Here is a 16,744-nt window from a genome sequence, read left to right as displayed (position 1 = left end):
TTTTGGTGAGGTGGGGGGGGTGGGGTTTGGGGCGGTACCGCTACGCCACCAGGGAAACACCACCACCCAGACGCCCACAAAGGCAACGCATATCAGACGACCGCTACACCGCGCGCCCCCACCGTGCAGGCCGGGCACAGCGGCCGGTCACCCAGCGGCGCCCCGCAGCGTGGCACGGTCCATGCACGGCACCCGGGCACCCAGCAGGCGGCCGTCGCGTCACCCACAAGAGTGAAGGACCGGGCTGGACCCCATGGGGAAGCCCGGCCCGCCCCCTGTACGCCGCCGTGCACGGCCCGCTGACGCCAGGCGATCAATCCCCCTGACCGGGCTGGGTACGCCCGGGTTTGACGGTCTGGAAACGACGGAGTGCATGCCTTCGCCGACCTGTCGGGGTGGAGCAATCTTGATGTCGGTGCATTCGGGCCGCTTCCAGGCCGTAGTGGTACTCAACGAAGATAGGGGCGCTGGCGATGCGGCCGATGAGTTGCCGCGCTCGGCCCGCTGATCGGCCCCTTATTTGGCATGGGGGCCGATCGCGGTAGGGTGCAGTTCTTCTGGGGTGAAGGGTTGACCTGGGATAACGCTACTCGGGGCTGTGCTGGGGACTTGCTCGTCTCTACCGTGGTGGTGAAGGAGGGCTGCCGATGGGTTCGCTATTCGAGGAGTTGGAGGCTCGCGAGGCGGCCGCCCGGATACGGGTGGAGGCATTGGAGGCTGAACTTGCGGCGTTGTCGGCCCGGTTGGAGAAGTCCCGGGAGGATCTGGAACGGCTGCGGATCACGCGCGAGACGGTCACCGAGGTGCTTGCGGAGATGACGTCCGAAGCCCCAGATGTGCCGTCGGCCACGGGCCAGCCGCCTGCCGGTGACGCGGCGGTCTCTGCCTATGCCGGGGCCTCCGGCAGGTGATCGGGGTGCTGACCGTGCCGAACTGGCAGCCGGGGATGGGACCAGAGGTGCTGCCGTCGGTGTACCGGGACATTCTGGAGGTGGTGGCGGACGCGCCGGGGCCGGTCCGCGCCAAGCAGATCGTGCCGAGGATCGGTCTTCCGGCCGAGACCGGGAAGATCGAGGGCACCCGGTCGAAACTGAAGCGGCTGGTCGAGCGGGGCTGGCTGGACGAGGACGCACCCGGTTTGTTCACGCCGGCCCGCCGCCGGGCCAGCGTTTCGCCCGACTCCCGCTGAAAACAGGGCTCTTCCGCCCACATTCGAAGGTGCGACCCATATCGGATGCAGAACGAGAAGAGCCCTGGAGATGAAACCGTACGACACTCATGCCACCGCTGACCCCTTTGCCCGCTCGATCAGCGCCTTCGAGACGCTGACAAGCACCCTGTCAGGCGGCTCTACCTTCTTGAACGGGTTGATCGAGCCATTCGTAGGGTTGGGTCGCCCAGGGGTGCTGGGTGTGGCTATCAGGCGGCTGCCGTCTCGTGGCTTGCCTCGCTTCGCCGCCCGGCACCCCACGACGACTCGGCCGCCGATTAGGAAGTGCGAACAAGTCGCTGAGTAGAGCAATGCCGGCGAGGTCGTCCGTGGTACGAACAGAACGAACACGCACCTCAGGAGCACGATGAGCCGGATATGGGCGGGGATCGACAGCGGCAAGGGGCACCACCACGGCCTTGCCTTGGACGTGAACGGCAAGACGCTGCTGTCGCGGCGGGTCGCCAACGACGAGCCCGAGCTGCTGAAGCTGATCGGTGATGTCCTGGACATGGCCGACGGCCGCGAGGTCACCTGGGCCATCGACATGACCGGCGGAGAACCCGCGTTGCTGCTGGCCCTGCTGATCAACCATGGCCAGGAAGTCCTCTACATGCCCGGTCGGCTGGTGAATCGCGCCTCCGACGGCTACCGGGGCGAGGGGAAGACCGACGCCCGCGACGCCTACGTGATCGCCGACCAGGCCAGGATGCGCCGCGACCTGCGGCCCATCCGTCCCGGCGACGAGGCCGCCATCGAGCTGAAGCTGCTGACCGGACGCTGTGCCGACCTGGTCGAGGATCGCACCCGCTCGGTGAACCGCTTGCGCGGCACCTTGCTGGGCATGTTCCCGGCCCTGGAGCGGGCTCTGGAGGTCACCAACACCGGCCCGCTCAGGCTGCTGACGGGATATCAGACCCCGGCGGCGATCCGCCGGGCCGGTGTCACACGGCTGACGAAGTGGCTGGTCAACCGCAAGGTCCGCAACGCAAGAGCTCTGGCCGAGGCCGCGGTCGAGGCGGCCGAGCGGCAGCACACCGCCGTCCCCGGGGAGAAGACCATCGCGAAGCTGGTCCATACCCTGGCCGAGGAGGTGATGGCCCTCAACGAGCAGGTTTCCGAGATGGACAAGCTCATCGAGGGCCGGTTTCGCGAGCACGAACTCGCCGAGATCGTCCTGAGCGTCCCAGGCATCGGCACCGTGCTCGGTGCGGAGTTCATCGCCGCCGTCGGTGGCGACCTGGACGAGTTCGACTCCCCAGACGCCCTGGCGGCCTTCGCCGGCGTCGCACCGGCACCCCGCGACTCCGGCAAGGTCAGCGGCAACCTTCCACCGACCGGTCGCCTATCACCGACGGCTCCAGCGCGTCTTCTACACCTCCGCGCTGGTCAGCGTCCGATGCGACCCGAACTCGCGGAAGTTCTATGACCGCAAACGCACCGAGGGGAAGAAACACGTTCAGGCCGTGCTCGCACTGGCCCGCCGACGCGTCAACGTCCTGTGGGCTCTGATCCGTGACCGACGGTGCTACCAAGTCACACCTCCAGTGACTACGGCCGCTTGACAACAGCATTAGGAAGCGATGCGAGCCGGTGGACTCACGCTGAACTGGAAGAACACCTCGAAGCCGCTGGGCGGGAACTGCTCCGCCTGCTGCTGCAGGACCACCTGGACCTGCGCGCCCGGCGTGAGGAAGAGCAGGTCTGTTCCGGTGCCAGGCCGGTCGTGATCGGGCCGGAGGGGCGGGTGCGGCCCTGGCGGGAGACCGGGCACTCCCGCTGGCTGGCCAGTGTCTTCGGACTGGTCCGGGTCACCCGGGTCGCCCACCGGGGTCCCGGCGCCAGCAACATCCATCCCGCCGATGTCGCGCTGTCGCTGCCAGAGGGCCGGCACTCGATGGGCTTACGGCGGCTCGCGGTCACCGAAGCCGTCCGCGGCTCGTTCGACCAGGCCCACCGGGCGGTGACCGGCCGCTGCGGGAACGTGCTGGGCAAACGCCGACTCGAAGAACTCGTGGCCGCGGCCGCGGCCGACATTCACGCCTTTTACCAGGCCCGGGTCCCGGTGCCATGCAGCCATGAGATGCCGCTGGTGGTCCAAGTGGACGGCAAGGGCGTGGTGATGCGCCCGGAGGACCTGCGGGAGGCCACCCGCCGGGCCGCAGCGAAAGCAGCCGGCGGTCATCGCGGCCGACTCGCGCCGGGCGAGAAGCCGAACCGCAAGCGGATGGCGACCGTGGCCTGCGTCTTCGACATCCGACCGGCGCCCAGGCGGCCGCACGATGTGATCCATCCGCCCGGCGGCCGCAGCGGCGAACGCCCCACTCGCAGAGGGCCGAAGGCGGAGAACAAGTGGTGCACCGCCTCCCTGGTCCGCCCGCCCGAGCAGGTCATCGCCGACGCCTTCGACCAAGCTCAGGCCCGCGACCCACAGCACCTGCGGCCCTGGGTTGTTCTGGTCGACGGAGCCCGCCATCAGCTCGACCTGATCGCCGCCGAGGCCGACCGGCGCGGTGGCACGGTGCACGTCCTGCTGGACTTCGTTCACGTTGCCGAGTACATCTGGGCCGCCGCCCACGCCTTCCACAAACCCGGCACCCCCGACGCCGAAGCCTGGGTTGCCGACCACCTGACTACGATCCTCGCAGGCCAGGCCGCTCGCGCCGCCGACGAGATGACCGCCCAGGCCGACCAGGAACGGCTACCTGTCGTCCGACGCGAGTCGGTAGCCGCCTGCCACCGCTATCTGACCGGCCACCTCGACCAGCTCCACTACGACACGGCGCTGGCCAACGGCTGGCCCATTGCCACAGGTGCGGTCGAAGGAGCCTGCCGACATCTGATCGCCGACCGCCTCGACATCACCGGCGCCCGCTGGGGCCTGCCCGGAGCCGAAGCCGTCCTCCGGCTCCGCACCCTGGTCGCCAACGGCGACCTCGAGGACTACTGGCGCTTCCACACCACCCGCGAGCACCAACGCCTCTACCCCGTACCCAACCGGCAGGAGTACTCCCTCACCTCCTGATCGCGAGATCGGGCACTGCTGGTGTCGCGGCAGGGCGCCTTCGCCCTGTCGTGTTGCCGGTCGCCGTCAGCCTTCTGCGCTTTCCGGAGACAGACCGACAGCGACAGCGGTCTCATGCGTGAAAACGGTCATCACGTCATCGGTGCCGAGCCAGAAACGCCCATCTGGCGGCCACTGCGCCGGACGACCCGCGACAAGCCACGCCGTGGCAGCAGGTGCACGAAGCTCGACCGCAACCGGCAGTCGGACTCCGGAGTCGCCCTCGGACCAGAGGATGTCGGCGCCCACCAGCGGAACCCCGATGAGCCCTGACCAACGGGGGTGGTCGGTTACCACCACGGCCGCTGTCCCTCCGGGCTGTCCGATCATGTTCAGGTGGTCGGACATGGGCCCTCGGAAGACCTCCAGGCCATAGTGGTCGAAACTATGGCCCCACACCGCCGAGTACTGCGTGCCGTCCTCGGCAAGCAGTCCGACACCCATCGTGGGCTGGTGCCACACGCCGAAGTCCCACTCCTCGATATCGGCGTCATCATCACCGCAGCTCAGCGGGTAGTAGGTCACTTCTACAAGGCGTGCACCGCGCAGGCTCTCGACAGATCTCTCATATTCATCCTCAGTGAGTTCCGGCGACCGCATCTCACCATTGTCGTGGCCCTTCACCTGCCCAGGCATCCAAGTATTTGAACGCCGAACGGATCCAACGCTGTCTCCGTCGCTGTTGAGCTGCCGGTCATCCCTCCAAAGGATCCGCACCCATCGCGGTATCAGTGCGCAGCGAGGTCGAGTACGGCGAGGCAGAGTGGACCCTCGTGGCCAGTGAAGGGATTGTGTACGACGGTGTCCGGTGATGCGGATTCAAGCACGCGGGTTGCCGCTGCCGCGTCCGCTTGCGGCAGGGCACCGGCCTGGCGCAGCGCCATGGCGAAGAGGTACATGCGTTGCAACGGTTGTACTTCCTGGTATGCGTCGACAATCGGATCCCAGGAGGCCGCCAGTACGGGGCTGTTCTCACGAATACCCATTGGATCGCTTAGGGCGCCCTCGAACGCCTCTATAGCGTCCATGTCCACGCGGAGCCGCCTGATCAGCGGCTTGGTGAGCATGGGCAGATAAAGGTCCAAGGTGCCCATACGGAATCGGGCGTGAGCGCGGGTCGCAAGGGCTGGCAGATCTTGCGGTTCGGCTGCACCAAACGCAATGGCCAAGATGCTGCCCCAGTCGCGGTGGCCGCGCCTTGCGGGGTCGTTTTCGAACCACGCTTCGAGGTCTCGGAGGGCGGCGATGGACAAGGTGTCCGCTGGAAATAGTTGCGCGTAGGCGCCTAGCTTTTCGTTCACATCAATGAGGCCTGACCGGGTGTCGATGGCGTCCTCGGTGAGGATGGCCTTGAACACATCGTCGGACACATTCCAGCTGTCTCGGTCCAGTACCGATTCGAGGATATGGTCCTGCCGATCGTGCGCCGTTGGGTCGAGTTTTGCCACAAGCGCACGAAGAGCCCCTTCATCACCCCTATTCTCTTCTTTGGCCCACAAGAGGAAGCCGCGATCTTGCCGGAGTGTGGCATCACGATCGGCCTCGTGGCGGAGCATCTCGGCGATGGCGGGGTATCGGGAGGCGATTGTTGCGAGCGCTGACATGACGTGGCGCCGCTGGTCGCTGACCGTTCGACGTTGACTGTCGGACTTCCCGTTAAGCCGCTCGAAGATTTCGTCGCCGAAGTGAGCGCACAACTGGTCCCAGTTCTCGGCGACGAGGTCGACGAGGATCTGATCCACATCACCGTCGTAGAGGACATCGAGTTTGACGCCGGGCGCACCTGAGTGGCCGATGGTTTCCTCGATACCGTCGATCAGTGTGAGGTCTCCGAGCATGAGCATGCCGATCCAGGCCAGTTGTCGGCGCTCTTCGAGTTCAGGGCCGTAGGCGCACAGCTCGTCCTTGATCTCACCGCGTAGCCATTCCATCTCGGGCGTAAGCGTGTCGGGTCCCGCTAGGTCGTTGTGGGCCTGCTGATGACGCAGGATCGCTTGGATGAGCCCGAGGAAGGCGGTGCGGCGGATCTCGGTGTCCGGTTCGTTCTTCCATTCCGCCATGACGTCGATGAGGTCGGCCGCAGTGAGCGAGCTGCGTGCGAGTTCGAATGCCAGGACTTCGCGCAGCTCTGGTTCGATGTGCTTGAGCAGATTGAAGGTTTTGTTGAGGATTCGCACAGAGGGCTCGTCAGTCCTGCCGCAGTACGCCCTGAGGATAGCGGCCGGAATGGTGTCCGGAATTCCTGACGTGATGGGTCTTGGGTCGTGGATGAGTTTTTCGGCGAACTCCTGGACAGCTGGCTGCCCAGGCCAAGCGTTGACGACCGCGGGAACGTGCCACATCAAATGGTGGGGGTCCACCGACGTGCACAGTGCCGCCAGCTCGGTTGGGTCGTAGCTGGCAAGCACCTCCCGCGCGGCTTCGGCTTCCACGTTTGGTTCCCGGACGGCGTTCTCGAACCGCTTCCAAGCCTCAGCTACGGCCTGGGCAACGACAACGCGCTCCTCGGTCCGTCCATGTGTGTCGGGCTGGCGCAGCAGGGCCACCAGGACTGCGAAGCCCTCCCGCGGACCCAGCACGTCGATGGCTACGCCGGCCATCCGCGCAGCTTGGGCGAAGTCGCCATGAAGCCGGTCGACAAGAACGGTCCGGACCTGCTCATCGTCTGCGTACCGCGCGACCAGCGTGCGGGCCGCGGCGTATGGCCGGGAGGCATCCAGACCGCGCAACAGCACCGTTCGAGCATCGGCAGGCGGCAGCGCGGCGGTGAGGCCCGCTACGGTATAGGGCATCACCCCCCGCAGTTCGGCGTCAAGGTAGGGCTGGAGAACCTGAGCAAAGGCCGGATCGTCACGCCACTGCTGGGGAATCATGCCGACGTTGTACAAGATCAGGCCGCGTTCCTTGGGGTCTGCAAGCTCGGCGGCCACCCATTCTTTGAAGCGGCTGTCGTCGGCGAAGGCGTTGCAGGCCAAGGTCCACGCAAGACGACGGTCGCCGCCGTTGCGTCCGTTTGTCGTCAAGGTCTCCAACGTGAACTCGGCTACCCGTGTATCCCCGTTGGCGGCGATGTTGACGAGGTCCGCTGCGGGCCATGGCCCGGAGAAGTGGTCTTCTCGGCGAAGCAAGGACAGCAGCCAGGCACGTTCCTCTGGCCGGTAAAGTGCGGCATCACCTGACGCACTGCTCCGCTGCACGAGATGCAGGCCAACCAGCCGGAGTGGCATGGACGGCTGACGTCGTGCCCAGTCGACCAAGCGTGTGGTTTCGGGTGCGTCAGCCCAGCCGTTGCCGAGGGCGAGGATGGCAGCGGCCTGGGTCGCAGAGGACGGCCCCGTCTGGGTGAGCGCCACCAGTCGGCCCAGCAGAAGCGACTGGCCACCGAACCGGTGTGCGAGGGCCAGCGCTGCGTTGACCTTCACGTTGTCTTCCGGGTGCCGCATGCCCCAGAGCAGGTACTCCGCCGCGATGTCCTCAGCCATGTCGAGATCGCGCAGCGCCCACATGGTCGGCGAAGGATCGGGACGCGGCGCTGTGAGCCACCGTTTCATAATCGGCAGCAGATGGGTGCGCGTGGCGTGGCTCGCGAGTGCGCCAGTGAGCGCGGCAATGAGGTTCGCCCGATGGCGCAGCGACGGATGGGTCTCCACCCGTTCGACGAGCCGATTGATGTAGCTGGTCTGTGATTTTGGGGTGAGCTTGACACCGGCGGCAAGCGCCTCGGCGAGCAGCTCGTATCCGTCTATGTCTGCCCATCGGTGGTCGCCCGTGCGGAGGGCCGCGGTAAGTAGCGGCTCGGTTGCATGCGAGCTGACCTGCGCGGTCAGCAGTGCCAGCAGCACATCGCGCCAGGCCGGATCGTGCACGAACCGCTGCACGGCCACGATCTGTGCTTCGGATGGCAGCGTAGCGAGATACTGGCCGGCGAGGTGGTCGAGCACCACGCGATGCAGGAAGCCGAAGGACCCGGCTCCGTGCGACACGGTCAGCCCGAACTCGTCTTCTGCCATGGCGAGGACTGCGTCGGCGATTTTCCGGGCGTCGCCTTGCTGATAGCCGAGGACTTCGTCGTCGGTCATCGACTCCACGATGAGCGTGCGCATCTCCGGTTTGGTGACGGTACCGGTGGGGTCTTTGACACGGAGGCGGTAGGCCACGGCGGCGAACAGGGTCGTCACCTCGGTAGCTGCCAGCAGTGCCCCGCGCGCGTGTGAGGCGCGCTGCCGCATCTGGGGATGCTTCTCCACGAGCAGCTCAACGAGCCGAGCATAGATCTTGAACCGTTGACGGGGCAGGGGCTCGCCTTGCCATGTCGTGGCCAACAGCGTCAGGAACAGCGGGGACCTGGAGAGCTCGGCAAGTTCCGGGCTGGCCTCGAGTTGGTCGAGGAACGGCTCGACGCCGACGTGCCCGGGGAAGGGCGATGCGGCTTCCGGCCTCGTGACTGGCCGAAGGACGCCGGCGGCGATCGTCTGGCGCTGTTGGTTGGTCAGCGGCGTGATCTCAGCTTGCGCCCACGGGCGCCTCCAGTTGAGCCGGTCGACCGCGTAGGGCCGTGTGGAGAGGATCGCCGACGCCTGCTTCGTGCGACCCAGGAACGCCTCCAGGATCCCGAGGGCGCGTTCGGCTGCGCCGACGTCGCTCCACTCGTCGATACCGTCGACGAGCAGCAGCAAGCGGTCGTCCCGCAGCGCACGCTGGACCAGCGGCCAGAGATGGGTGGCGCTCTGCGACTTCAGCCAGGCTTCGGCGGCTGAGACGAGCGAGTTGTCCGTCGACGCTTCGAGGTGGCGACACAGGAACCCGAACGGCAGCCAGATCGGCAGGTCGGTGGCGTGTTCCCGCTGCAGCGTGATCGACTGTGGTTGGGACGAGAGCAGGTCCGTTGCCATGAACCGCAGGAGGCTGGACTTTCCCGCTCCCGGACGGCCGATGAGCACCCGGTACTTACCGCTGGCCAGCCACTCGTCGGCGGCAATGGTGCCAGCGGTGGCCGGCGCTGCTTGGCTTGTGCGCTTGAGTAGGTGGCGGGCGGACCTGAATGACTGTCGGCGAGCGCCCAGCCGCGAGGCGAGGTAGGTGTGGCCGTCGCCCGAATCTTGTGCAGGGCGGAGTTCTTCAACAGTCGGCTCGGGCTGCTCAGTGCCGATGGTGTCGGCCCGTTGCCGGTTGGGATCGACGTCCAGGATGACGAATGCACCCTCGGGTTCTGTGTTCTCGACCGGGTGGACTCCACCTTGGGCGGAGAAGACGGATTGGTAGAGGTCGCGCAGCCCTGCGCGTAGTTCCCTACTGTCCTGGTGGGGCAGGTTGTTCGCAATGGTCTGGGCTGCGTCCGGGCCGCAAAAGCGCTCAACCCACGAACGGCCGAAGAAGTCATCGACGATGCGAGGCTGATCTTTCAGCAGGCGGGAGACCTCCTGCACACCCCACGGAACAAAGGTGATCTTGAGTTCGGCCAGCCGTTCGGTCTGCTGACGGACCGCAGCGTCCAGCTTGGTGTCCTGCAAATCGAACGAGGTGGCGAAGTGGAACGCTGTCGCCTTGGCGGCCCACTCGCCCTTCAGTAGGTCGTCGACGGCCTTCTTGATCTTTGCCGCAGTTAGCGATTTGACCCGCCGAGATTGCAAGGTGATGTAGTCCCGGCCGCCAGATTCGCTAGGCGTCAGATCGAGTGGAAGTCGCGCGTAGGCGTCGATCCCGGCCTGGGCTTGGCCTGGCACTCCGAAGAGCTTGGCGTACTGGACCGGCCGGACGGTGTGCAGCAGCCTGAGGAACAAGCGCTCAGCGTCGGGCCATTCCAGTTCGCCGATGGGCAGCACCTGCGCCCTGGTGTCGATCGGCGGCGCCGGCACCGCGCCTGTGGGGGCAGACCACAGAAGCGCTTCGGCGCGGTCTCGCCCACCCGCCTCGTCCATGAACGCCATCATCGCCATTACTTCTCTGCTCCCCGCCTCGGCTGCGGCTGCCAGACGATGACCAGTGTCCTACATCCGTTCCAGGTCCAGCCGCAATCACCCTCAGCCCGTCCACGCGCATCCGTACCGAGAACCGACGGGGGCTCTCCTCCTTCTCCTGTCGCTCTGCGTACCCATGCCGCGGTGGGCCCGACAGGGACCGCCGGGCTCACCGACGGCGTGACTCGGCATGTAGGCGGCCGTCGGTAGCGGTCCGCTGCGTCCGCAGTACAGTTCCCCCCACCCCACGACTACTCGACTCCAGGGGCCGCGTCCACACGATGCAGGGCGCTTGCGTCAACGGCATGGGACCGCGCACGGGTCAGGAGCGGAGCCGCCCGCCCGGCCAGCGCCGTCAATGCGGCATCCAGCCACCGCCGACCAGGCAGACGACACCCAGACTACGGACGCCCGCCGACCCCCGTCACGGGAACAACCGCCTGCCTGCCCGCAGATGCTCAACTGCTGCCCCACTGGTGCGCAGCCGCCCCGTGCCATGCGACCCAGCGCGGGTCGTCCACCACCAGGTCCGGATCCGGCAGCCCCACCGACCGCAGGATCAGCAGCAGATCGTGCTCGCAGAACGCCGTCCCCACGTAGTCGCCCTCCGCGTGGTCGGCGCGGTGCATCGTCACGAGCCGGCCGCCTCCAGGCGACGGGCCATGCACCACGAACCGTGCGTCGTCCACCCCTCCAGCGTGCCGCACACCCAGCCCCGATGCGCAACAGGGCATGTTCTTCTACCGGAGCGTGCCACCCACCGGACCGCGCCCCGGGCCCGCATCCGTTGGAGTGGCCGTCCCACCGCCCGGCGCGCCACCCGAACTCGCCGCCAGACGATGGGCTTGAGTAGAAGCAGCGCGCGCCACCGTTCAACGTCTCCGGCCAGCGCGCAACCGCTGCGGCCCGCTCAGCTCGATCCCGCACGCGATCTCGTTTGCGCTGCGCATTCGTCCGGGGCGATCCCTGCCGCTTGGGCGGCATCGGTGAGGGCCTGGTGGACTTCGCCGCGATCGAGCCGACCGGCCCCAACAAGCTGGCCCAAGGACGCCGACCGGTTCTGCTGGTCACTGCAGCTGCCTGGCAGGCTGGACGGAACCGCCTCGAGTTCGGCACGCCCCGCGGAGGCGACATAGCCTCGGCCAGGCACCCCATGCCCCTGAGCGCTCCCCGACCCCGTTCGCGTGGCGCGAGGGCCACAACCGCGCCACCGCTGACCGGCTCCGGCACGGCATCGCCCAACGCACCGCCGCTCCGGCCGTCGCGCGGCCCGGGCGCGAACGCCGGGCCGCCCAGCAGACCGCCCATCCTGCACCACCCGACCCGCCACCCGCACGCGGGCGGTGAGCACGGGAAGCCGTGGCCCGCGGCTACTCCGGACGGTTATGGGTGTTGTTCGTACTCGCCGCTGGGGAAGTCCGCGTCGACGACGAGGTAGTCGTCCACCAGGTCGCCTGCGGAGTCCACTTCCCGGGTGCCAGTCACCACTCCCGTGACGACGTAGCGGTCGTCGACGGTCTGCTCCGGATGCGGCTCGGGATCGTCGGGAACCGCGATGTGCAACGGCATGTCGTCGGGGTACGCCGCCAGTTCCTCACGCAGCCGGCCCACAGTCCATGCCTGAACGCTGTGGGTGTAGGTCTGGGCAATCTCGGTCATGCCACTCCCGTCCTGCTCTCTCAAGGTGCAAGCAGTCTCCCGGCAGGCGGTCGCCATCACGACGGACACGGCCCGTCAGTCGCACTGATGGCCCTGCCCACGGCCGCCACGGCGTTGTGGCCGCGACCAGCCGTGGACGCCAGCCGGTACGACGCACCCAGGCGCGCAATCTCCGGTTCGGGTCGAATCCGGCGGAACCGGTTGACCCGCCGACTAGGGCAGGCCTTGGATGGCAGCCTGAACCTCCAGGGGAACGCGCATGAAGACCCGGATCGAGACCAGCGGCAACCTGCCACCCTGCTCACGCTGCCACGGCCCGCTGACCATCAGCGCGGCCATGCCGCAGCAGGACAACCAGGGGCAGCCGATCCACCTCGAGCTGTGCCGGTCCTGCGACACCGGCAAGGAAGCTGCCGACGCCCTGCTGGCCTGGTTCGCCGCCGGCGGCGGACACGACCCCGCACGAGCCCCAGAAGGCGCCCGTCTGCTGATCGCCTGGCAGGAAGAAGCCATGGCCGTCCACGGCTGGGTCCTGGCCACACCCGCCACACAGGACGACGTCACCCGCCTCGGCAAGGAACGCGACCTGCTCCGCGCCCAGGTCGAGCACGCCACCCCGGACGAACGCAGCCGCCTGCAAGAACGCATCCGGACCCTGTCGGGCACCTTGGCCAGTGCCTCGGACACGGGCTTCCTCGCCACCTCCGGCGACCCACGCCGCACGCCGCCCCGCATAGCCCCTCCCGGCCCGCTCTCCCCCGAAGCCGAACAGCGCATCCGAGACACCTTCGACCGCCTGTCCGCCGAGCAGAACCGCGAATGCGAGCACGGCGACTGATCACCATCCAGCGGGGTCGGATCGTTCATCGCCCGCCGGTGGCACCATCCTTGGGGCGGCGGGACGTGCGGGCATCGGGGGCGCGGCCGACCTGCTCCGTCACGAAGTCGATCTCGGTCTCGCCGAACGCGGTACGCACCCCGGAAGGGGTCATGCCGCACGCCTCGGCCAGGTCCTCCAGCTTGTAGGGGCGGCTGCCGTGGAACGCCCGCCCGTATGCCAGCAGCCGGCGAATCTCGGCTTCGGCGGCCCGCCGCCGCGCGCGGGCGCCGCTCAACGCCAACAGCAGCGGATCCGCCTCCAAGCCGTCACCGGCCGCCTCCAGGCTCACCGCCTCCTGCGCGCGTGCTCGTTCAGCCTGCTCCAGCACGTCGGGGAACAGCTCGGGCGGCGTGACGTCCTGCGGCCTCGGTAGGGGATGACGGATCGCTGCGATGTCACCAATCACATCCATAATGCGATCATCGCAAAAAATAGCGGACATCGCAATACTTGGGAAGCCCGGACACCTCGGGCGTTCGCTGTGCCCTAGCGGCAATACCGGTGATTTAAGGATCTTTCCGGCGGGTCGGGCTGGTTTTGGTTGGCTTGGTGATCGTGATGGTTGGTGTGTCGGGGCGGGGCGGGTGTTGGTGTTCGGTCCGTTTGAGTTTCCAGTTGGCCATCTTGCGTTTGATCACGCGGGGGTTGGACCGTAGTCGTCGGGGTGGCAGGAGCCGTTCGCGGATCTCACGCAGGGCTTGCGGCAGGGCTCGGGTGAGTCGGCAGGGGGGAAAGCGCCGCCTGGCCGGTGAGGTGGCGGCGGACGACGCGCAGGGTGCGGGTGAAGGAGATCCGGTCCGGATCGCATCCCTCGTCTCGTGCGGCGTGGTGCATCAGGTCCCGTAGGGCGTGGTGGACGAGCAGGAACGCGTAGATTTCCTGTTCCACGCCGGCGGGATGCTGGACCGCAGGATCAGGCGGGGTCCGCCCTGGTGGGTCTTGATCTCGTCCAGCGTGGTCTCGATCTCCCACCGCTGGGCATACAGCGCGGCCAGGTCCCCGGCCGGTGCGGCCTTGAGGTCGAGGAGGGTGGTGGTCAGCCGGTAGACCGTGCCGTCTGATCCGGGGCCGAGGGTGTACTCGATGACGCGGACCGGGATCGGATCGGCGCGGCGGTTCTTGTCCCGTGGGGCAACGATCTCCGAGAGGTAGGAGCCGTCGGGAAGAGGCGTGGCCATGGGCAGGACCGCGCTGCTTTTCACCCGCCACAACAGATCGGCGCCGCTGGCGGTGGCCGCCCGCCACAGGTCGGCCCCGGCGAAGCCGCGGTCGGCCAGCATCAGCATCCCCGCGGTCAGACGAGGAAACAGTCGCCGGGCCAGGACGGTCTCGTGCTCCGCCAGTGGCCCCACCTCAGCAGCGAAGACCGCATGAGTGCCACACTCGACGAGCGCGGCCACCCTGGCCTGCGGAAAGGCACCCCGCCGCTGACCACGCGACGACCCCGGACGGCCATAGAAGGCGTCATTGGCCTCAGTATCGGGCAGGTCGAAGGTGGTCCCGTTGGCTTTATCGAGCAGTAGCGGGTTCTGGCACAGATTTTGGGGACAGTCGCGGAGCGTGATGTTTGCGTTCGATTGGCTCTATCGGTCTAGAGCTCGGGCAGTCGGTCGGCCGGGGTGGGAGAGCGGCGTTCCTGTAGCCAGTAGAGGTAGATCTGCAGGTCCGTCTCCATGCTTCCGGAGTCGGTGCCGCCAGCGATGTAGGCCGCGACGTCCAGGGCTCCCTCCACTGCTCGTTGACGCGGGATCCACCGGTCGTACCGCTCCCACTCGTGCACCTGGTCTCTCAGGTACTCCAGGATCCGCTCCCGGTCCCGCCACCACTCCCGGACCAGCTCCGGTGTCCACCGCTGGTCTCCGTCCCAGGCATAGCCGTCCATCGGGTCCGCCTCGATGGCACCGAGTACGTCCCTCACCTCGTCCGGTGTGCGCGGCTGGCGGTATACGTACTCAGAGAAGTACTGACCGCCGTAATGGATGTGACGCGGGGCTTCGAGTCGACCTGTCGCGCAGTTGTCCGTCTCGGCGCCGTACACCGGCCCCGGGACGTTGAGCCACAGGCGGTCCTCCCAGCGACCGTTACAGCTCGGGTACACCTGGAACAGCACCGCCGCTGCGTCGAAGTAGAGCGTCATGAGGGCAGCGTACTTTTCCCCGAAGAGCTGAGAGCCGCAGCCTGAGCTGTGGCTGGCACCGAGTGAGCACCCTGTCGGGTCTGGACGACCAGCCTCTGACCTCGAAGGTGCAGACCAGCAGCAGAGCCACATTGGTGCGAGGAACTACTGGAGCAAAATCATTTTGCGGAGCAGTTCGAATCCGGCTCGGCCGTAGAGCTGCCTCTTGATCTTCTTGATGCGGTTGACGGCGCCCTCGATGCTGCCGGAGCTCCAGTCGAGGGTGAGGCCGGCTGTTACGGCGTCGAGGTCGCGGAGCATGCGGAGTGCGAAGCCGGTGAGGCCGGGTAGCTGGCTGGCATCGACTGCGTCGATCCAGGTGGGGAGTGTGGAGCCGAGGCGGTCGGTGAGTATCTCCCCGAGGTCACGGACATGTCCGGCGGCTGTGTCCAGCTCGGGGCAGCGGGCCAGGACCTCCTTCAGGCTGGCGCGGTCTTCCTCGCTCAGGCGGCGGGGTGCCGGGTGAGCCAGCCGGTCACCTGCCGCACCGTCGGCGGCCGGGGCGCCGCCCCGGCCGGAGTCGTGCGCAGTGTGGCGATGTGAGCGCGAACCATCTGGTAGGTGACGGGCGCGTTGTCGGCGCGGAGTTCACCGTGGAGGCGGGTGACGCTGGTGCATCCCTCGGTGAAGCGCCGTTCCAGGTACGGCTTGTAGGGGTCCAGCCTGCTGGGCCGGGGCCGGTTCTCTCGGATGGGTGTCCTGCCAGCGTGCGGCGTTCGCGTACCGGAGCGCGGTGTTCAGGCCCCAGCCCAGGTGCCGGGCGATCGCCCGACGGGAGTGGCCCTGGGCGAGCATCTCGTGGACCAGGGCGTGTGCGGCCTTCTTCCGCGCGGCCCGCCGGCCGACCGGCTCCGCGCCGTTCTGCGGCCGATCGGAAGCCAGTGGGGTGTCCTGCGGCAGCGTGCCGCCTGGGCATCGGGTTGCGCAGGCAGTCGCGATGGGCGGCGACGCAGGTCTCCACGGCACGGCCGAGGCCCTGCCATAGATGGAACCGGTCAGCGACCTGCAGGGCGTCAGGGGCACCGCGGCGGGCGCTCGGCGTAGGCGCCCGCCCGGTCCCGGCAGATGATCTCCACGCCGGGGTGGCGGATCAGCCAGGCGGCGAGCGGTCCGCCCTCGCGGGTCGGGAGCACGTCGACCACTCGATGGTCTTCGACGCTGGTCAAGACTGTGGAGTAGGTCCGGCCGCGACGGATCGCGAAGTCGTCCACGCCCAGCACCCGCGGAGTACTGAATCGCGGATCGGGCAGTGCCATGACCCTGCGTAACAAGGTCATTCGCCCCGCACCGAAGCCGAGTTGGGCAGCCAGCCGAGCGCCGGCACGCCCCGCCAGGGCGAGCCCCACTCGTTCCAGAGCGCGGTTGAGCCGCGTGGTGAACCGAGCGTGGGGAACAGTCAGCCGGGCGAACGGCTCGGCGAACGTCCGGCGCGGGCAGTCCGCCGACCTGCAGATGAAACGCCTGACCGTCAGACGGATCAAAAAGCCCTGATCAGCGAGCGGAAGGTCCCTCAGCCTGCGCTGGTAACGATCGTGGACCCGGTCCGAGAAGAGGCCACAGTCAGGACATGCCACCGCGACCGCGCGACCACTCGCCACCACCTCGACCGTGCCGAACGCGGCCGTAACCGCCTCAACCTCCACCTCCTCGATGCCCTCGAACGCCAGCAAGTCCCAGAGCGTGTCGGTCTGCATGACCAGCACCATCACGGTCCACCGCCGAACACAGCAGCGAACGGAATGCACCTGAGGGAGCGTCACTTTCAGTCGTCAGGCGACAAGGCGTACGCCGTCTCGCA

Annotated in this window: 13 protein-coding genes and 1 pseudogene; 5 read left to right on the top strand and 9 right to left on the bottom strand. The window is 67.6% G+C overall.

Annotated elements, in window-relative coordinates; genetic code table 11:
• Nucleotides 1-647: 647 nt before the first annotated feature.
• The 4 genes and pseudogenes from PV350_RS22780 to PV350_RS22765 all read left to right on the top strand — a co-directional run bounded on the left by PV350_RS22780 (nt 648) and on the right by PV350_RS22765 (nt 4,235).
• Nucleotides 648-911 (top strand): hypothetical protein, encoded by a 264-nt coding sequence (locus PV350_RS22780; protein ID WP_500335728.1) that lies wholly within the window; start codon nt 648-650, stop codon nt 909-911.
• A 5-nt stretch (nt 912-916) separates the two neighbouring features.
• Nucleotides 917-1,189: a hypothetical protein gene (locus tag PV350_RS22775; RefSeq protein WP_500335727.1), complete on the top strand. Its 273-nt coding sequence runs from the start codon at nt 917-919 to the stop codon at nt 1,187-1,189.
• Between the two features lie 388 nt (nt 1,190-1,577).
• A pseudogene (locus PV350_RS22770) lies at nt 1,578-2,775 on the top strand (IS110 family RNA-guided transposase).
• Nucleotides 2,736-4,235 (top strand): ISKra4 family transposase, encoded by a 1,500-nt coding sequence (locus tag PV350_RS22765; protein ID WP_500335725.1) that lies wholly within the window; start codon nt 2,736-2,738, stop codon nt 4,233-4,235. Before PV350_RS22770 ends, PV350_RS22765 begins: the two are co-directional and overlap by 40 nt.
• Nucleotides 4,236-4,301: 66 nt before the next feature.
• Here the strand turns inward: PV350_RS22765 and PV350_RS22760 are convergent, their stop codons facing one another.
• The 4 genes from PV350_RS22760 to PV350_RS22745 all read right to left on the bottom strand — a co-directional run bounded on the left by PV350_RS22760 (nt 4,302) and on the right by PV350_RS22745 (nt 11,890).
• Entirely contained in the window at nt 4,302-4,910 is a 609-nt protein-coding gene (locus PV350_RS22760) for a hypothetical protein (protein ID WP_500335724.1), read from the bottom strand.
• A gap of 92 nt (nt 4,911-5,002) precedes the next feature.
• Nucleotides 5,003-10,210: an NACHT domain-containing protein gene (locus tag PV350_RS22755; protein WP_500335722.1), complete on the bottom strand. Its 5,208-nt coding sequence runs from the start codon at nt 10,208-10,210 to the stop codon at nt 5,003-5,005.
• A 479-nt stretch (nt 10,211-10,689) separates the two neighbouring features.
• Nucleotides 10,690-10,920 carry a hypothetical protein gene (locus PV350_RS22750; RefSeq protein WP_500335720.1) on the bottom strand — a complete coding sequence of 77 codons (231 nt, stop codon included), beginning with the start codon at nt 10,918-10,920 and terminating at the stop codon, nt 10,690-10,692.
• A gap of 694 nt (nt 10,921-11,614) precedes the next feature.
• On the bottom strand, nt 11,615-11,890 hold the full coding sequence (locus PV350_RS22745) for a DUF6225 family protein (RefSeq protein ID WP_500335718.1): 276 nt from the start codon (nt 11,888-11,890) through the stop codon (nt 11,615-11,617).
• A 259-nt stretch (nt 11,891-12,149) separates the two neighbouring features.
• Here PV350_RS22745 and PV350_RS22740 point away from each other — a divergent pair, with 259 nt between their 5' ends.
• Entirely contained in the window at nt 12,150-12,728 is a 579-nt protein-coding gene (locus tag PV350_RS22740; protein WP_500335716.1) for a DUF6300 family protein, read from the top strand.
• A 25-nt stretch (nt 12,729-12,753) separates the two neighbouring features.
• On the opposite strand, the gene PV350_RS22735 is transcribed toward PV350_RS22740, so the two are convergent.
• From PV350_RS22735 to PV350_RS22715, 5 genes are all read right to left on the bottom strand, one after another.
• Nucleotides 12,754-13,212, bottom strand: coding sequence for a hypothetical protein (locus PV350_RS22735; RefSeq protein ID WP_500335714.1), 459 nt, complete (start codon nt 13,210-13,212; stop codon nt 12,754-12,756).
• A 391-nt stretch (nt 13,213-13,603) separates the two neighbouring features.
• Nucleotides 13,604-14,257: an IS4 family transposase gene (locus tag PV350_RS22730; protein ID WP_500335735.1), complete on the bottom strand. Its 654-nt coding sequence runs from the start codon at nt 14,255-14,257 to the stop codon at nt 13,604-13,606.
• 104 nt (nt 14,258-14,361) lie between these two features.
• Complete coding sequence (locus tag PV350_RS22725) at nt 14,362-14,907, bottom strand: ferredoxin (RefSeq protein ID WP_500335712.1); 546 nt, start codon at nt 14,905-14,907, stop codon at nt 14,362-14,364.
• Nucleotides 14,908-15,051: 144 nt separating this feature from the next.
• The gene (locus tag PV350_RS22720) at nt 15,052-15,357 is read right to left on the bottom strand and encodes a transposase (protein ID WP_500335733.1); all 306 of its coding nucleotides are present in this window, start codon (nt 15,355-15,357) and stop codon (nt 15,052-15,054) included.
• Between the two features lie 602 nt (nt 15,358-15,959).
• The gene (locus PV350_RS22715) at nt 15,960-16,640 is read right to left on the bottom strand and encodes a transposase family protein (RefSeq protein ID WP_500335710.1); all 681 of its coding nucleotides are present in this window, start codon (nt 16,638-16,640) and stop codon (nt 15,960-15,962) included.
• Between the last annotated feature and the right edge of the window lie 104 nt (nt 16,641-16,744).

This window comes from Streptomyces sp. PA03-6a, from assembly GCF_033792765.1.
Classification (GTDB): domain Bacteria; phylum Actinomycetota; class Actinomycetes; order Streptomycetales; family Streptomycetaceae; genus Actinacidiphila.
This window is presented reverse-complemented; position numbering and strand designations above follow the sequence as displayed.

What these genes read in the sequence shown, in the direction of transcription:
- PV350_RS22745 (WP_500335718.1), bottom strand. Translation starts at nt 11,890, where the DNA reads ATGACCGAGATTGCCCAGACCTACACCCACAGCGTTCAGGCATGGACT.
- PV350_RS22725 (WP_500335712.1), bottom strand. Translation starts at nt 14,907, where the DNA reads ATGACGCTCTACTTCGACGCAGCGGCGGTGCTGTTCCAGGTGTACCCG.
- PV350_RS22760 (WP_500335724.1), bottom strand. Translation starts at nt 4,910, where the DNA reads ATGCCTGGGCAGGTGAAGGGCCACGACAATGGTGAGATGCGGTCGCCG.
- PV350_RS22755 (WP_500335722.1), bottom strand. Translation starts at nt 10,210, where the DNA reads ATGGCGATGATGGCGTTCATGGACGAGGCGGGTGGGCGAGACCGCGCC.
- PV350_RS22735 (WP_500335714.1), bottom strand. Translation starts at nt 13,212, where the DNA reads ATGTCCGCTATTTTTTGCGATGATCGCATTATGGATGTGATTGGTGAC.
- PV350_RS22780 (WP_500335728.1), top strand. Translation starts at nt 648, where the DNA reads ATGGGTTCGCTATTCGAGGAGTTGGAGGCTCGCGAGGCGGCCGCCCGG.
- PV350_RS22740 (WP_500335716.1), top strand. Translation starts at nt 12,150, where the DNA reads ATGAAGACCCGGATCGAGACCAGCGGCAACCTGCCACCCTGCTCACGC.
- PV350_RS22715 (WP_500335710.1), bottom strand. Translation starts at nt 16,640, where the DNA reads ATGCAGACCGACACGCTCTGGGACTTGCTGGCGTTCGAGGGCATCGAG.